The sequence below is a fragment of the Caballeronia sp. NK8 genome, from assembly GCF_018408855.1.
GTDB lineage: Bacteria > Pseudomonadota > Gammaproteobacteria > Burkholderiales > Burkholderiaceae > Caballeronia.
In genome coordinates this window covers 1,535,586-1,550,600 of sequence record NZ_AP024322.1, presented here as the reverse complement: position 1 = coordinate 1,550,600, position 15,015 = coordinate 1,535,586, and the positions used below count along the sequence as shown (strand labels likewise).

13 protein-coding genes are annotated in these 15,015 nt (G+C 65.6%); 4 read left to right on the top strand and 9 right to left on the bottom strand.

Annotated features, from left to right (window positions below; genetic code table 11):
- Positions 1 to 9: 9 nt before the first annotated feature.
- The 5 genes from NK8_RS07465 to NK8_RS07445 form a co-directional block, all read right to left on the bottom strand.
- The gene (locus NK8_RS07465; protein ID WP_213225908.1) at positions 10 to 1,068 is read right to left on the bottom strand and encodes a GGDEF domain-containing protein; all 1,059 of its coding nucleotides are present in this window, start codon (positions 1,066 to 1,068) and stop codon (positions 10 to 12) included.
- Positions 1,069 to 1,114: 46 nt separating this feature from the next.
- Entirely contained in the window at positions 1,115 to 1,876 is a 762-nt protein-coding gene (locus NK8_RS07460; protein ID WP_213225907.1) for a hypothetical protein, read from the bottom strand.
- Between the two features lie 444 nt (positions 1,877 to 2,320).
- Positions 2,321 to 3,211 carry a DMT family transporter gene (locus tag NK8_RS07455; RefSeq protein ID WP_213225906.1) on the bottom strand — a complete coding sequence of 297 codons (891 nt, stop codon included), beginning with the start codon at positions 3,209 to 3,211 and terminating at the stop codon, positions 2,321 to 2,323.
- Positions 3,212 to 3,278: 67 nt separating this feature from the next.
- Positions 3,279 to 4,190 (bottom strand): YihY/virulence factor BrkB family protein, encoded by a 912-nt coding sequence (locus NK8_RS07450; protein WP_162065662.1) that lies wholly within the window; start codon positions 4,188 to 4,190, stop codon positions 3,279 to 3,281.
- A gap of 84 nt (positions 4,191 to 4,274) precedes the next feature.
- A complete protein-coding gene (locus tag NK8_RS07445; protein ID WP_213225905.1) occupies positions 4,275 to 4,445 on the bottom strand; it encodes a hypothetical protein in 171 nt (56 codons plus the stop codon).
- Between the two features lie 152 nt (positions 4,446 to 4,597).
- Here NK8_RS07445 and NK8_RS07440 point away from each other — a divergent pair, with 152 nt between their 5' ends.
- On the top strand, positions 4,598 to 6,079 hold the full coding sequence (locus tag NK8_RS07440) for an NCS1 family nucleobase:cation symporter-1 (protein ID WP_174257993.1): 1,482 nt from the start codon (positions 4,598 to 4,600) through the stop codon (positions 6,077 to 6,079).
- A gap of 666 nt (positions 6,080 to 6,745) precedes the next feature.
- Here the strand turns inward: NK8_RS07440 and NK8_RS07435 are convergent.
- Positions 6,746 to 7,069, bottom strand: coding sequence for a hypothetical protein (locus NK8_RS07435; protein ID WP_213225904.1), 324 nt, complete (start codon positions 7,067 to 7,069; stop codon positions 6,746 to 6,748).
- A 111-nt stretch (positions 7,070 to 7,180) separates the two neighbouring features.
- Between NK8_RS07435 and NK8_RS07430 the strand changes: the two genes are divergently transcribed.
- The 3 genes from NK8_RS07430 to tehA all read left to right on the top strand — a co-directional run bounded on the left by NK8_RS07430 (position 7,181) and on the right by tehA (position 9,743).
- On the top strand, positions 7,181 to 8,152 hold the full coding sequence (locus NK8_RS07430; protein ID WP_213225903.1) for an alpha/beta fold hydrolase: 972 nt from the start codon (positions 7,181 to 7,183) through the stop codon (positions 8,150 to 8,152).
- Between the two features lie 154 nt (positions 8,153 to 8,306).
- Positions 8,307 to 8,576 (top strand): hypothetical protein, encoded by a 270-nt coding sequence (locus NK8_RS07425; RefSeq protein WP_162065658.1) that lies wholly within the window; start codon positions 8,307 to 8,309, stop codon positions 8,574 to 8,576.
- Positions 8,577 to 8,705: 129 nt separating this feature from the next.
- Positions 8,706 to 9,743, top strand: a complete 1,038-nt coding sequence (gene tehA, locus NK8_RS07420; RefSeq protein WP_213225902.1) for a dicarboxylate transporter/tellurite-resistance protein TehA — start codon at positions 8,706 to 8,708, stop codon at positions 9,741 to 9,743.
- A 14-nt stretch (positions 9,744 to 9,757) separates the two neighbouring features.
- Here tehA and NK8_RS07415 read toward each other — a convergent pair whose 3' ends face one another.
- The 3 genes from NK8_RS07415 to NK8_RS07405 are packed head-to-tail and all read right to left on the bottom strand — an operon-like array spanning position 9,758 to position 15,010.
- Positions 9,758 to 10,543 (bottom strand): 3',5'-cyclic-nucleotide phosphodiesterase, encoded by a 786-nt coding sequence (locus NK8_RS07415; protein ID WP_162065656.1) that lies wholly within the window; start codon positions 10,541 to 10,543, stop codon positions 9,758 to 9,760.
- Positions 10,544 to 10,562: 19 nt separating this feature from the next.
- A complete protein-coding gene (locus NK8_RS07410) occupies positions 10,563 to 12,791 on the bottom strand; it encodes a CHASE2 domain-containing protein (protein ID WP_213225901.1) in 2,229 nt (742 codons plus the stop codon).
- Positions 12,788 to 15,010, bottom strand: a complete 2,223-nt coding sequence (locus NK8_RS07405) for an SLC26A/SulP transporter family protein (protein WP_213225900.1) — start codon at positions 15,008 to 15,010, stop codon at positions 12,788 to 12,790. Before NK8_RS07405 ends, NK8_RS07410 begins: the two co-directional genes overlap by 4 nt.
- Positions 15,011 to 15,015 lie beyond the last annotated feature (5 nt).

Below are 15,015 nucleotides of genomic sequence, written 5' to 3'. Positions count from 1 at the left end.
AAACAGGTATCAGGCAGCGGGCGCCGACGCGAACGCGTAGCCGTTCTTGCCATTGCGCTTGACGGTGTACATGGTCTCGTCGGCGGCGGCCACGAGCCGCCAGTAATCGTTGACGCGATCCGGAAAGCTCGCGATGCCGATACTCGCGCGCACGATCGACAGCCCCATCTGCGCGTCGGTCTCGCCGACGCACGCGATGATTCGTTGCGCGATCGCGGCGAGCTCGCCATCGCTCGAAAACTCGCGCACGAGCAGCGCGAATTCGTCGCCGCCGATGCGCGCGACCAGATCGCCGCCGCGCACCGTCTGGCGAAAACGGCGCGATACCGCGATCAGAAACTCGTCGCCGATGCGGTGGCCGTGCGTATCGTTGACGCGCTTGAAGCCATCGAGATCGATATACAGCACGGCGATGCGCGCCGCGCCGCGCGTGTTATCCGCGAGCGCGTTGGCCGCCTCCTCCAGCGCCGCGAAGAGCTTGCGGCGATTGGGCAGGCCCGTCATCGGATCATGCAGCGACGCCTGCTCGAATTCGTTCGAGATGCCGAGAAGCTGCCGGTTGCGCTTGGCATACATGCCGAGCGCGGTGATGAGCACGCCGAAGACGATCGCCGACAACGCGATCAGCGTATGCGACACGCTCAGGATGCGCTCGCGCACGTCCTCGCTCGTACGATCGCGCGCGGTGCGCCACCAGGCATAGGTGGAATCGAGCGCGGAACTCGCTTCGCCGAGCGCGGTGGCTGGCGAGAGCACGGCCGAAGGCACGAACGGCGCCGGCATCGGGCTCGATGAAACGAGCGCATGCAGCGCGGCGAGCCGTGCGGCCAGTTCCAGGCGCGCGTCGCGATATGCGGCCTGATGCTGCGGATCGCCGGCGGGCACGCTCTGCAGCGAAAGTGCAGCGGCGCGGGCGGCGTCGGCGCGCTCGACGGCTTCGAGCACCAGCCCGACGTATTCCTGCTGCAACTGCGCGGAGAAGATCGCACGGACCTGCAACGCCAGGAACAGCAGGCCGATCAGAAGGCACAGCAACGCCGCGCCCGCGAGCGGCGCGGGGCCCGGCATGCGCGCGCGTTCGAACGCGCGCCGCACCCGCGTTGCCAGTGTCCCCTCAGGGGCGGGAATACTCCTCTCGCTGACGGTTCGGGACATTGTTTCGATAGCTCACTCGATGAAAGAATGCGCCCACGCGCGCGAACAGCCCGCCTTCGGGCTTCGCGTGCGCCTGACGCTTGCGCGCCTGTGCGGACTGGCTGGACTGACTCGCGCGGTTCGCCGCGGCCTGCTGGGTCGCCGACGGGTTGCCACGGCGCTGCGCGGCGGCGCTCTGCTGTTGAGATTGCGTCTGCGCGGAGGTTGCGGCGGCGACCGTCGCGAGCGCTGCGGCGCCGGCCGCGCCCGCGCTGTCCGACGCATCGGCGAGCGGCGGGTTATCGTCGGCGGGTACGTTGTCGGCGAGCGATGCGGTATCGACGGGCGCCGGTCCGTCGTTCGTCGCGTACGTGCTCGTATAGCCGGGGATGGCAGCCGTACTAGGCGCTTCCACCATGCCCGACGACTGCGTCTGCGCGGCGGCGATGGCCGGCTGGTCGATGCCGAGCGTGCTGCGTGCGCTTGCCATCGCTTCGGCGTAGACGCGCTGGTCGTGGTTGAACCACATGCTGTACGCGACGGTGCCGAGCACGCCAATGCCGAGCGCTGTCGCCGACGCCATCCACAGGGCCAGACGCCCGAAGCGCAGCGGCGCGCGAACGGGTCCACGGTCGTCGTCGTAATCGATTGCAGGCTCGGGCAGGTTGATGACAGTGGGATCGTTCGCGGGACTCGCGTGGTCCGCGACAGTCTCTTCGGGCAGCTTTGCGTGGTGAGGCATGACAGCGCTCTCCCAGTACGGATTCATCGGACCGCGGCGTCGGATGCACGCGCAGGGTCCGATACAGCGCGAATGGCGCGAAATACAGCGCATTCCATCATATGAATCGATGAACGCGATGCGGCTTCGTCGGACATAACAGCCGTTGCCGGTTCGGCTCGCGCCCACCGGCTGAATTTTGCCAAACAATGTAACTCGCACCACACAGCGCGACAATCAGGCTTAGCGATGCGGCAGCGAAACGCCGATGCGACTGTCATGCGACGCCCGACGCACTCGCGACGGGGAGCATGTTCGAACCACTACCCTAGCATCCTTCGTTCCACCCCTTTTTTTGATGGATCGGTCATGCATCATTCTTCAGAGGAAGTCGTCCCGCGTATGTGAGCTTGCGCACATACGGGTGATGGCGAGGCGTGACCGCGCGCAGCGGCGCGCGCTGGCTCAGTGGCGTTTCGGCAACACGACGAGCGCGATGCCGCCGAGTATCGCGACGGAACTCGCGGCGAGCCGCGCCGTGAGCGCCTCGCCGAGCAGCAGGACACCGCCCGCCGCCGTGATGACGGGCACGCTCAGTTGCACCGTGGCGGCCACGGCGGGTTTCAATCCTTTCAGTGCCGCGTACCAGACGACATAACCGAGGCCCGAGGTCAACGCGCCCGACGCGGCGGCATAGACAACGCCCGCGCGATCGAAACGTGCAGTCGTGAACGCCAGCGCGGAGACGGCCACCGCGAACGGCAGCGCGCGCAGGAAGTTGCCTGCCGTCGCCGCGACCGGATCGGTCTGGCCGCGTCCGCGCAGCGAATACACGCCCCAGCCGACGCCCGCCACGATCATCAGCGCCGATGACAGCGGCTCGGGCGCGGCGAGCCCCGGCAGCACGAGCCAGACGAGCCCGGCGAGCGCCAGCAGCAGGCCGAGCCATTGAACGACGGCGAGCCGCTCGCCGGTCGCGATGCCGTAGCCGATCATCGTCGCCTGCACCGCGCCGAACAGCAGCAGCGCGCCCGCGCCCGCCGCGAGCCGCACGTAGGCAAAGGAAAACGCCATCGCGTAGACGATCAGCGCGAGCGCCGAGCGCCAGCTTCCGGCGCGGCGCGCGCTGGATCGATCGCCGCCACGCGCGAGCAGAATGACTCCCAGCACGAGCGCCGCCGACGCGATGCGCACGAGCGTGAAACTCGCCGCGTCGATCTGCGTGCCTTTGAGCGCGAGCCGGCACAGCAGTGAATTGCCGGCGAAGGCGAGCATCGCGACGACGGTCAACAGCGCGATGCGCGCGCCGTGGGACGAAGGCACGGAGGAGACGGCGTCGGACCTGAGATTGGGCATCGGCTGAGCGCTGAGGGGAGCGTGCTCACTGTATCGCGTGCCAGCCGTAAAGACATGCTGCGCCGCCTCAGTCCGTGGTGAAGGGCCGCGGCGGCGCATTGCCTTCCATGCCGAAGCGCTCGAATTCGGAGATCACCTGCGCGCCGAAGAGCAGCAGCGTGGCGAGCGCTTCGAGGCTGAACAGCACGACGATCGACGTGGTCAGCGAGCCATACACGACGCTCACCTGTGAAAGCGTCGCGAAATACCAGACGAGCACATGCCGCGTGATTTCCCAGAGCACGGCCGCCGTGATGCTGCCGAGCAGCGCGAGCCGCACGGACGGCCGGCCGACCGGCATCACGAGATAGATCGACGTGAGCACGAAAATCTCGCCCGCGACGCCGAGCAGATAGAGCAACAGCCGCGACACGCCTTTGAGCGACACCTCGACGCCGAGCAGATCGACGCTGTTGGTGCCCATCGCCTGCAGGCCGTTCGACACGAGCGTGACGATCAGCATGCCGACGCCGAGAAACAGGATGTAGCAGTAGGGCAGGAGCGCGGAGAGCAGAAAATGCCGGCGGCGGATCGCGACGCGATGCACGAAGATCACGGACATCGCGTTCTCCAGCACGGTGAAGGCGAGCGAGCTGAAGAAGACCATCGTGACCAGCAGCACCCAGCCGAGCACGGCGCGATGGGCGAGAAAATTGGCGAGTTCGCGCACGATCGCGCGCGCCTGTCCCGGCACGAGCCATTCGAGCAGATGCGCGAGCGTATCGAGCAAGGCTTGCTGTCCGACGAACTTCGACAGCACGATGACGATCAGGATCAGCATCGGCACGATCGACAGCAACGCGTAATACGCCACCGCGCCCGCCAGCAGCAAACCCTGGTTCGCGCGAAAAGCCTTCAGCGTTCGTAACACGAAGCCGAACGGATTTCGGGCGACGCTTCTTACCTGCGGACCCAGCACGGGGCCGAGAATCTTCGACATGGGACCTCCGCGGCGCGAACGCTGCCCATCCTGTGCGGATCAGCAAGTTTCGCACCCATGCGCGCGGAGGGCGGAGGGCGCGCGTCAGCCCGGCCTGCGCGCCTCACTGCGCGCCGCGGCCTGCTGCGCGGCTTCCTCGAACGCGAGATCAAGCATGATGTCCACCTCGGGCGCGGGCAGATCGGCGGCGTCGACGTTGCGCAATCGGCAGAAGAGCGCGAGCGCCTCGGCTGCGGCGGCGAAGGCGTCGTTCATGTCGCGGGAGTTCAGGCGTTTTTTTCTCATGCTCCGCATAACGGCAGGCGCACGATTGGACTTTAATAAGCGGCGACTCCGTTTCACCTTCGGCATTTGATGGATTACTCTGAGTACATAACACGAGCCCGTCGAAGGCACTGGAGGACACCATGGCCGCATCCCACGCAACCTCCGCCGCCGACGCCGCCGCGCTCGGCGCCGACGCTGAAATCGTCGACGCCGACGAACGTCTTTACAACCACGACCTCGCGCCCGTGCCGCGCGCGAAACGCACCTGGAACGGCTACAGCATCTTCGCGATGTGGATGTCGGATGTGCACAGCGTCGGCGGTTATACCTTTGCTGCGAGCCTCTTTCTGCTCGGCATCTCGGGCTGGCAGGTGTTGCTTGCGCTCACCATCGGCATTCTCGTTGTCTATGTGCTGATGAACTGGGTCGGCAAGCCGAGCCTCAGGCACGGCATTCCGTTTCCGGTGATGGCGCGCGTCTCGATGGGCGTGATGGGCGCGAATCTCGCCGCGCTGATTCGCGGTGTGGTCGGGATCGTGTGGTACGGCGTGCAGACGTATTTCGCGTCGAAGGCCGTAGCGACCCTGCTGCTCCTGTTCGTGCCGTCCGTCATCGCCTGGCGCGATACGAGCTTCATGCGGCTCGACATGCTCGGCTGGGTGAGCTTTCTCTTCATGTGGCTCCTGCAGCTCATCATCTTTCAGCGCGGCATGGAGATCATCCGCAAGTTCATCGATTTTTGCGGGCCGGCGGTGTATGTGGTGATGTTCGTGCTGATGGGCTGGATTCTGTATCGCGCGGGGCTTGGCAGCCTGAACCTCACGCTGTCGGGCAAGGTGCTGTCCGGCGACGAGCAATTGCACGCGATGATCAACGCGATCCTGCTCGTGGTGAGTTACTTCGCGGCGCTGCTTTTGAATTTTGGCGACTTCTCGCGCTTCGCGAAGAGCGAGCGGCAGATGAAGATCGGCAATTTTCTCGGGCTGCCGTTCAATTTCGTTGCATTCGCAATCATCACGGTGATCGTCACGGCGGGTAGCGAGAAGGTGTTCGGCACGATGATCATGGACCCGGTCGAGATCGTGTCGCGCATCGAGAACAAAGTGTGGGTGGCGATCGGCAGCATCACGTTCATCATCGCGACGATGGGCATCAATATCGTCGCCAACTTCGTGTCGCCGGCGTATGACATCGCCAATCTGTTTCCGAAGCATGTGGACTTCAAGAAGGGCGGACTCATTGCGTCGATACTCGCGGTGATCGTGTGCCCGTGGATTTTCGTCGACAGCCCGAAGGCGATTACGATTTTCGTCTCGGTGTTCGGGGCCGTGCTGGCGCCGATGTATGGCGTGATGATGTCCGATTACTACCTCGTGAAGCGACAGCAGGTGCGGACCGCCGATCTCTATACGATGCAGCCGGGCGGGCGCTTTTACTACGACGGCGGCTGGAACAAGGTGGGGCTCGCGGCGTTGCTGGTGTCGGGCGTGATTTCGGTCGGTTGGGAGCTGTCTACGCAGATGCTCAAGCTGTTGCCGCCGAATAATCTCGGCTGGTTGATCGGGGCGGTGGTGGGGGCGTTGCTTTATGTGCTGTTTATGCGCATAGCGAATCGAAGGTAGGTTTTCGCCGGATCCCGTTTTCGCGTCGGTTCATTGGCGTTGCCCCTGTGCGGGGCGGCAGTCACTTTCTTTGCTGCTGCAAAGAAAGTAACCAAAGAAAGCAGCTTTCCCCATCCAAAGTACTTCATGCCGGCCGCGGCACAGGCGATCGGTCTTGGCGCAGCAGTAGCGAGTGCCCTCGTAGGCCAGGCCGGGCTTGGACCGCGCACGGTCTGACACATCGCGCTGCCCGCGTGGCTGGTTCAGCACGAAACGGCTCCGGCCCGCTTCGCGGCCGACGGGTTTATCGGGTGCGCGCGTGCTTCCATACCAAGTTATCCATACCAATGGTTTCCCTTGCATACCCTACGGCAGCGCGTAGCGCTGTGCCGGAACTGTTTCGTGCTGAACCAGCGTCCCTTGGGTACTAGCTTGTCAGACCGTGCGCGGTCCAAGCCGGGTTAGGCCTACGAAGGCACTCGCTACAGAGGCCACGAACAACGAGAAGAACACCTAAATTGCGTGTGACCGCGGGCGTCTCGAGCTGCTTTCTTTGGTTACTTTCTTTGCAGCAGCAAAGAAAGTGACTGCCGCCCCGCACAGGGGCAACGCCAATCGACCCCCGCGATCACGGGATCCGGCAAAAGCATTCCTCAAACGAATCCGCCGACCCGGCCCAAAACCTCGTCACTTCAGCCACTTACGCACATCCTGCTCCCATTCCGGCTGGCCGCAGTTCGGCGGATTTTCCGGCCCGAGCACGGTGATATAGCCCTTGTCCTTCATACATGCCTCATAGGCCCGCACCTGTGTACAGCGGCCAACGCCCGCCTGCTTCGCGGTGGCCTTGCAAGCGGACATCGAGTTGTCCATCCCGCTGAAATCGGCGTTGGCGTCAGCGTCGTTCCATGAAGGCGGATTCGCGCTGGCCGAGAACTCGACGGGCGTGCTGCACGCGGCGAGCGCGAGCGCGGCAACGGGAACGAGACACGAGCGGAAAAATCGATTCATTCGCTTGCACTCCTTTTTCTTGAGCTCTTGTTGAAGGCGCGTGATTCGCCGCCTATTATTCCCCGCTGTCATTGCGCGCGCCGCATTTTTTTGTTCTGCCCGGAGCATTGGATGAAGCCCATACCGCTCGCCCGTGTCGTGTCGTCGTGCTTCGCTGTTGTCACATGGGCGCTCGCTTCGGCCGCATTCGCCGATGACGTCTCCTTCGGCCGGGATCAACTCTGCGGCTTGCAGACCGCTCGACCCGACCACAACGCCGCCGTGAAGGTGAAAACCGTGCAAGGCAGAAACGGGCCGATCGGCTACGCGCGCTTCGGGCACGGAACGCCGCTTCTGCTCATCACAGGCTATCGCGCGACGCTCGGCGAATGGAACGCGTATTTTCTGGGCGAACTCGCGAAGCATCATGAGGTCATCGTATTCGACAATCGCGGTGTCGGACGCTCGGCCACAGTGGCAGGGCGCTTCGGTCCCGACTACGGCATCCACGACATGGCCGCCGACGCCGCCGATGTCATCGCGGGCCTGAAGCTGCAACGTGCCGACGTGGTCGGCTGGTCGATGGGCGGCATGATCGCGCAGCAACTCGCGCTCGACGCGCGCGAGAAAGTCGCATCGCTGACGCTGATCGCCACTGCGCCGCCGGGGCCGCAGGCGGTGCCCTTGACGCCCGAGGTGCAGCAGGTGCTGTCGAGTTCCGGCGCCGATGCCTTCGGCAAGATCATGGGCGTGCTGTTTCCCGCCGATGCCGTCGCGGCGTCGAAGTGCTTCGTCGGCGACATGTTCGCGCCGCGCGACTACAAGGGCAGACCCGTGCCCGATGCAGTCGCCGCCCAGCAGAATCAGGCGATGACGCGCTGGTTCGCCGATTCCGTCGCGGCCGTTGCCTTGCGCCGCTTGCCGACGCGCACACTGATCATCGCGGGCGCGAACGACGAGGTCCTCGCGGATGCCAACGCGCGCCGTCTCGAACAGATGATTCCGCGCGCAAGGCTCGACGTGGTCGCGGACGCGGGGCACGCCCTGATGTTCCAGTATCCGATCGAACTCGCGCGGCACATCGACGCGTTCGTATCGAAGTGATCGATGAGCCGATACGACAACGTTTGCTGATTCCTGGCGCACGCAGCGCGCATGTTCCCGCTTGTGCTGGCTTTCAGCGGACCTTCATACTGTCCCGCAATCGTGATGCGAAAGCACTCACGTCGATAACTAGAAGAGTGCCGGGGATACCATCATGAAGTCACGCTTTACCGACGTTCATCTGCGCGCGGTCGAACTGGCCGATTCACATCTCGCGCAACTCTACATGGAGTGCGTCGACGCTGAGGCGCGGCTTTCGGGCGCCAGCAGGCTTGCGGCGGTGGCCGTGTTCGAGGCGCGCGACAAGAAGCTCGACGACTTGTGGTCACGTCTGAACGCACTCGATCCGCGACTGTGCCGCGAGTTGAAACACGCGGTGCGGGACTGGCACGACATCGCGGTGAAACTGCGCGGCGGCGAATGATTTGAGACGCGCGAGCAGCCGAACGAGACGCCGCGACATTCGCGCGCAAGGCCGCCGCAACTAACCTTTCTCCATCGACGCAATGAGAGCGCGCCCCGCGCTTTCCACGCAAATCCAGGGAGAAGGGCAATGAATGGCACCAATGGTACGAACAATCGCGCACCGATGCCTGTGGCGTTCTTCGGCATCGCTGTGGGTTTTCTGGCGCTCGCGGGCGCCTGGCGGGCAGCGGCTCGTGTGTGGACGGTTCCCGATGCGTTGCCCGTGTTTCTGACGGCGGCGGCGCTCGTCGTGTGGTTCGCGATGCTGGTCGGCTATGGACGCAAATGGCTCGTCGAACGGGATGCGGCCATCGCGGAGATGCGTCATCCGGTGCAGTCTTCCTTCGCGGCGCTCGTGCCGGTATCGGCGATGCTCGCCGCGCAAGCGGTGCAGACCTATTCGCGTGAGTTGGCCATTGCGCTGTTCGCGCTCGGCGCGCTGAGTTCGCTTGCGCTCGGTGCCTATCTGCATGGACGATTCTGGCAGGGCGGCCGCAAGCCCGAGCTGACCACGCCGGCCGTCTATCTGCCGACGGTCGCGCCGAGCTTCGTCGCGGGAACGGCAGCGGCGGGTCTGGGGTTCACGCAGATCGGCATGTTGTTCTTCGGTGCGGGCGTGTTTTCGTGGCTCGCGATCGAATCGATCGTGCTGCATCGCGCCGCCGTGCATGAAGCGCTGCCTGACGCGCTGCGCCCGACCCTCGGCATTCAGCTTGCGCCGCCGGTGGTGGGAGGCGTGTCGTATCTCGCGATCACGCACGGCGTACCGGACATGTTCGCTTACATGATGCTCGGCTATGGTCTCTATCAGGCGTTGATGCTGACGCGGCTCGTACCGTGGATTCGTCAGCACGCGTTCACGCCTTCGTACTGGGCGTTCAGCTTCGGCGCAGCCGCATTGCCGACGATGGCGATCAGAATGCTCGAACGCGGCGCAACCGGGCCGATGGTGTGGATTGCGCCGGTGGCGTTCGTTGCTGCCAACGTGCTTATCGGAGCCTTGATCGTCGGGACGGTGCGGGCGATCGTGAAGGGCGATCTGCTGCCGGCTGCGGCGTCGAATGTCACGCCGATCAGCGATAACGTTCGCTCCATCGAACGCCGGGGAGCGGCGGGCTCGCGCTGAACGGGCTGGCGACATCACAACGTCAGCACTTCTCCCGCCTGCAAGGCCCGTAGCTCAACGCCCGGCAATGCGGCGCGCAACTCATCGAGAATCTGCGCGCCGTGCGGCGGTTTCAGATGCGAAATCAGCAACTCGGCCTTCATCCCGACGCCTCTCACATCATCCGCGATAAGCCTCGGGCAATAGTGCTGCGCCGCATGCGCCAACGCAATCTGCGCATCCGGAAACGCAGTCTCGACGATCACATGACGCAATCCCGGCAACGCCGACACCGTCGCCCAGAACTCGGGATTCGTCGTCGTATCGCCGCTGAACGCGAGGCACGCCTGTCCGCTCGAAACCGCAAAGCCCATCGATGGCACCGTATGCCGCGCAGGCAATGCCGTCACGACGCGCCCATTCAGCGCCCAACACTCGCCGACTTCCAGCGCTTCGAACCTCACCCCTGGCGAATCGGGCGATGGAATGCGCGTGAAGTCCGGCCAGATCAGATTGTTGAAGATATGCGCGCGCAGAATATCGAGCGTCGCGCGGCTCGTGTGGACGGTCAGCGGCGCATCGCGCGCATCGCCCACGGCGTCGATCATGAGCGGCAGATACGCGATGTGATCCAGATGCGAATGCGTGAGGAACACATGATCGATACGCGCGAGTTCGTCATCGCTCAAAACGGCGACGCCCGTGCCGGCATCGATCATGATGTCGTCATCGACGAGCAGCGCCGTCGTGCCGCCAGGGTCATGGGCGGCGTCCGCGCCGCTGCCGATCGCGCCGCTACAGCCGAGTACCCGAACCTTCATGATGCGTCCGCCTGTGAGTTCATTTCGTATCGAATGCGCTTACGCAATCCCAGTCCTCGGGCAACGCGACGCCGCGCAGCGCATCGATGCGCCTGCGATAGATCGCATACACCTGTCGCTCAGGATACTGCGCCGCGAGCGTCGCGAGTAGCGTTTCCGCCTCGTCCCACTCGCGCGCGCGATAGTGGGCGAGCGCCGCATGCCAGCGCGCGAGCGCATCGGCATGTTCGTGCTGCGGTTGCGGCTCGAACACCGCGATCGGTGCGACGCGGCCCTTCACGCGCACGCGATCGATCTCGCGAAACACGATCTGCGGCGCCTGCTCGCGGGTCGCCTCGCCGACGATGATGTCGATATCGAAGCGCCGCGTGAGTCCTTCGAGCCGCGCCGCGACGTTGACCGCATCGCCCATCACCGTGTAGGCCTTGCGCACCGACGAGCCCATGTCGCCGACCGTCATCGGCCCCGTATTGATGCCGATGCCGATCGACAAGGTCGGCCAGCCGCGCGCCGTGAGCGTGCGGTTCAGCTCGACGAGCGCCGCGCGCATGCCGAGCGCCGCCGCGACCGCATGGCGCGCATGGTCCGGATCGTCGACGGGCGCGCCCCAGAAGCCCATGATCGCATCGCCGATGTATTTGTCGAGCGTGCCGCGATGCGCGCGGATCACTTCGGTCATCGTGCCGAGATACTCGTTCATCAGGCGCGCGAGCGCTTCGGGTTCGAGCGTTTCGGCAATCGCGGTGAAGCCGAGCACGTCGCAGAAGAGCACGGTCAGTTCCGCGCGGCGGCCCGCCATGCTGTAGTCCTCGGGATGGCGGCTCATTTCCTCGACGAGTTCGGGCGGCACGTATTGCCCGAACAGCGCGGCGAAATGGCGCTTCGCGCGCGCCTCGACGAAATAGCCGTACGACATGTTGAGCACGTAGAGCGCGAGCACGGCGAGCAGCAGCGAGGCTGACGGCTGCGACCAGCCGAGCCGCCCGAACGCAAAGAGATCCGCCGCGACGATCGCGCCGAACAGGATCGCGACCAACAGCGTCGCGCGAGCGGGCGCGCGCCACGGCCACAGAAAAATCATCGCGACGCCGGCGACGGCGAGCGCGAGCGCCTGCAACCTCGCGGCGAACGGCGGCACGAAACGGATCGTGCCGTCGAGCATGCCGCCGATCAGGTTCGCGTTCACTTCGACGCCCGGATAGACCTCGCCCACGGGCGTCGTGCGCTGATCCATCAGGCCGGGTGCCGTCGTGCCGATGAGCACGATCTTGCCCGCGAGCGCGCGCGCCGGGATGCGCTGCGCGAGCACATCGGCGATCGAATAGTAGGGGAAGCTGCCGGCGATGCCGCGATACGGCACCAGCGCGGCGCCGTTCTCATCGACGGGAATGACGCGCGTGCCGCGCGGCGTCGCGAGCGCGAGGCCTTCGAGCGGCGCGGCCGGATCGGTCGGGTTGCCGAACAGCGGGGTGACGGACGCGTCGCCGAAAAGCGCGCGGATCACTTCGAGCGAGAGCGCGCCGTAGACGCCATCTTGATGCGCGGTGATGAGCGGCACGCGCCGCACGGAGCCGTCGAAATCGATCACCGGATTGAAGTAGCCCGCGCGTCTCGCGGCCTGTTGCAGCGCGGGCAGGTTGCCGCCGTAGCTGGTCCAGTCGAACAGCGTGAAGGGATGCACGCCGAACGCGCCCTCGCGCATCAGCGGCGCGGGAATCGCACCGCTCGACACATCCTGATTCGAGAAGTAATAGCCGAGCACGACAGGATGGCCCGCGAGCGCATCGGCGAAGCGCTGGTCGTAGTCGAGGCGCGGCGCGAGCCGTTCGAGCGCCTGACGGTAAGCGGCGTTGTCCGCGAGCGCGCCGCGCGCGAGGCCGTCTAGCACGGCGAGGCCCGAACTCGCATCGGGTTCGGCGAACACCATGTCGAAGCCGAGCACGGCGATGCGCTCGCGCGAGAACAGCGCACTCACCAGTTCCGCCATGCGCGCGCGATCCCACGGCCAGCGGCCGAGTTCCGCGAGGCTCTTCTCGTCGATGTCGAGGATCGCAATGCGCGGGTCCGTCGTGCGCGGCATGAAGAGGCGCACTTTGGCGTCGTAGATCATCGCGTCGAGTGAATCGACGAAGCGGATGTCGTAACGCCCGAGTGCGTGTCCCGCGAGCGCGACGACGATCGCGAGCCCCAGCGCCCAGCGCGCGCCCGAGCGTCGCAGCACGAACGCGAGCGGCTCGCGCGTGCTCATTGCGCGGCCCGGATCTGCTCGTTCGCAACGACGAGCCGCGCCGCCAGCACGCGCGCGACGAACTTGTGCATGCGCGCGGCGAGCGCGGGATCGTCGTTTTCGAGGCGTTGCAGGGTCGAGAGGGCGAGGCGCAGCACGACCGTCGGTTCATCGGCGACGACGTCCGCGCTGCGCCGCGCGCCGGTGTACACGGCCATCTCGCCGACGATCGTGCCCGCGCCGAAGCTGCGCAGTCTCAAGGTGCGTCCGTCGCCGACCGACAGCGCGACCGTCACGCGTCCCGTTTCGACGAAGTAGATCGAATCGCCCGGATCGGCTTGCCGGAACACGTATTCGCCGGGCGCGAGCGTGAGCGTGTCGAGATGCGGACGCAGCATGTCGAGCGTGTCCGGCAGCGTCGACGCGAACGCGCCTTTGCGTGCATCGCGCGACGGTTTCGCCGCGTGCAGCATCTGCGTTTCGATCCATTCGAGGCCGCCGTCGAGATCGGCGAATTCATGCGGTCCGCTCGCGCCTCTCGTATCGGTGATGCCCTTGGCGAACCACGCTTTCAGGATCGGCGACAGCCCGGTCAGCACGAGCTGCGCGTTCGCGCGCGCACACGCCTGGCGCAGCCGCACGAAGCTCGCGGTGCTCGACGCATCGACGCCATGCACGCGCGCAAAATCGACGAGCACGTAACGCACGGTATCGGCGGGCCCTTCGATGCGCGCGCGGATATGCGTGAGAATCGAATACGCGGTGCCGAAGAACAGGAAGCCCTGCAGCGCGACACCGTAGAGCGCGCGCGCCTCGGCATCGAGCACGCGGTTTTCGTCGACGGTGCGCTCGACGTTCGAACGCCGCCCGCGCCCGTCGAATTCGAGGCGAAAGCAGTTCACGCGCCCATAGCGCACCACGAACAGCAGACACGCGGCGATCACGCCGAGCAGCACGCCCGCGACGATCCCGTACGCCGCGATGATCACCATGATCGCGGGAATCAGCAGATAGTCGTGCCACGGCAGACGCCGGAACGCGTTGACGAGCCATTCGATCAGCATCGCCGCGCCGATGAAGATCTGCAGCCCGACCAGCACCGGCTTCGGCAACAGCGCCATCAGGCTCGGAAAGCGCGCGATCACGACGAAGCAGAAGAGCGCCGCGAGCACACCCGCGCGCCGGCCTCTCACGCCGAGTCGCCAGTTGGTCATCGTGCGCGTCATCGATTGCGCGCCGACGAGCCCGCCCGCCAGTCCGGTCAGCACGTTCGCGATGCCGGCCGCGCGCATCTCGCGATTGAAGTCGACGTCGCGCGAGGCCGTCACGCCGATGCTCGTCGTGTTGAGCAGCACGGTCATCGCCGAGACGGCCGCAACGGCGAGAATCTCGGGGGCGCGCGAGAAGAGTGTCGGCAGCCACGCGTCGTGCAGCAGCAGGAACGGCAGCCGCATGCCGGTGACCGGCTCGTAGTGAAAGAGCAGGCCCATGTGGCGTGCGTCTTCCAGGCTCTTGCCCATGCTGTGCAGCCCGCCATAGAAGATCGCGATGCCTAGCGCGATCATCGACGGCAATACGATCACATAGCGCGACAGCGGCGTGATGCGCGTGAGCACCAGCAGCCCGATGCCCACGACGAGCGCCGGCACGCTCGCGAGCCACGGCAGCGCCATGAAGATGCCAAACGTGGCGGCGCCGACGGGCGCATCGGTGAGCACGCGGAGCGCACCTTCGAGCAGCAGCAGGCCGGTGCCCGCGAGAAAGCCGCCGATCACCGGAAACGGGATGTACTGGATCGCGTTGCCGCGTTTCCAGTGCGCGAGCGCGAACAGCAGCGCGCCCGTCGTCAGCGACGACACCGCAATCAGCATCAGCACGGTGGCGAGCACGGCGCTGTCGTCGCCGCCCGCGGCGTGCACCGACAGCGCGACGGACGCGGCCAGTCCGGCGAGCAGCGCCGTCGCGTTCGAATCGGGGCCGGCGATCATGAAGGGCACCGAACTCGTCAACGCGATCACGAGCGAGACGATCACGCAGCTCAGGAGCGCGGTCGGCATGCCGGCGGGAAGCCACGGCGTGAGGCCTGCCGAGAAGATCATCGCGCCGTAGCCCGCGGCATACGCGAGCGCGAGCAGCGCCGTGAGCACGCCCGCGAGCGTGTCGATGGCGAAGGACGCAAGCGCTGCGTTCAACTGCGATGCGCGCATGATTTCCGTGCCGTGGCTCGCGTTCTCGCTCATCGCGG

Excerpts from the sequence above, each read along its gene's own strand:
- NK8_RS07425 (WP_162065658.1), top strand. The coding sequence starts at position 8,307 with ATGAAGTCACGCTTTACCGACGTTCATCTGCGCGCGGTCGAACTGGCC.
- NK8_RS07430 (WP_213225903.1), top strand. The coding sequence starts at position 7,181 with ATGAAGCCCATACCGCTCGCCCGTGTCGTGTCGTCGTGCTTCGCTGTT.
- NK8_RS07435 (WP_213225904.1), bottom strand. The coding sequence starts at position 7,069 with ATGAATCGATTTTTCCGCTCGTGTCTCGTTCCCGTTGCCGCGCTCGCG.
- NK8_RS07445 (WP_213225905.1), bottom strand. The coding sequence starts at position 4,445 with ATGAACGACGCCTTCGCCGCCGCAGCCGAGGCGCTCGCGCTCTTCTGC.
- NK8_RS07415 (WP_162065656.1), bottom strand. The coding sequence starts at position 10,543 with ATGAAGGTTCGGGTACTCGGCTGTAGCGGCGCGATCGGCAGCGGCGCG.
- NK8_RS07410 (WP_213225901.1), bottom strand. The coding sequence starts at position 12,791 with ATGAGCACGCGCGAGCCGCTCGCGTTCGTGCTGCGACGCTCGGGCGCG.
- NK8_RS07455 (WP_213225906.1), bottom strand. The coding sequence starts at position 3,211 with ATGCCCAATCTCAGGTCCGACGCCGTCTCCTCCGTGCCTTCGTCCCAC.
- NK8_RS07450 (WP_162065662.1), bottom strand. The coding sequence starts at position 4,190 with ATGTCGAAGATTCTCGGCCCCGTGCTGGGTCCGCAGGTAAGAAGCGTC.
- NK8_RS07465 (WP_213225908.1), bottom strand. The coding sequence starts at position 1,068 with ATGCCGGGCCCCGCGCCGCTCGCGGGCGCGGCGTTGCTGTGCCTTCTG.
- NK8_RS07440 (WP_174257993.1), top strand. The coding sequence starts at position 4,598 with ATGGCCGCATCCCACGCAACCTCCGCCGCCGACGCCGCCGCGCTCGGC.
- tehA (WP_213225902.1), top strand. The coding sequence starts at position 8,706 with ATGAATGGCACCAATGGTACGAACAATCGCGCACCGATGCCTGTGGCG.
- NK8_RS07460 (WP_213225907.1), bottom strand. The coding sequence starts at position 1,876 with ATGCCTCACCACGCAAAGCTGCCCGAAGAGACTGTCGCGGACCACGCG.
- NK8_RS07405 (WP_213225900.1), bottom strand. The coding sequence starts at position 15,010 with ATGAGCGAGAACGCGAGCCACGGCACGGAAATCATGCGCGCATCGCAG.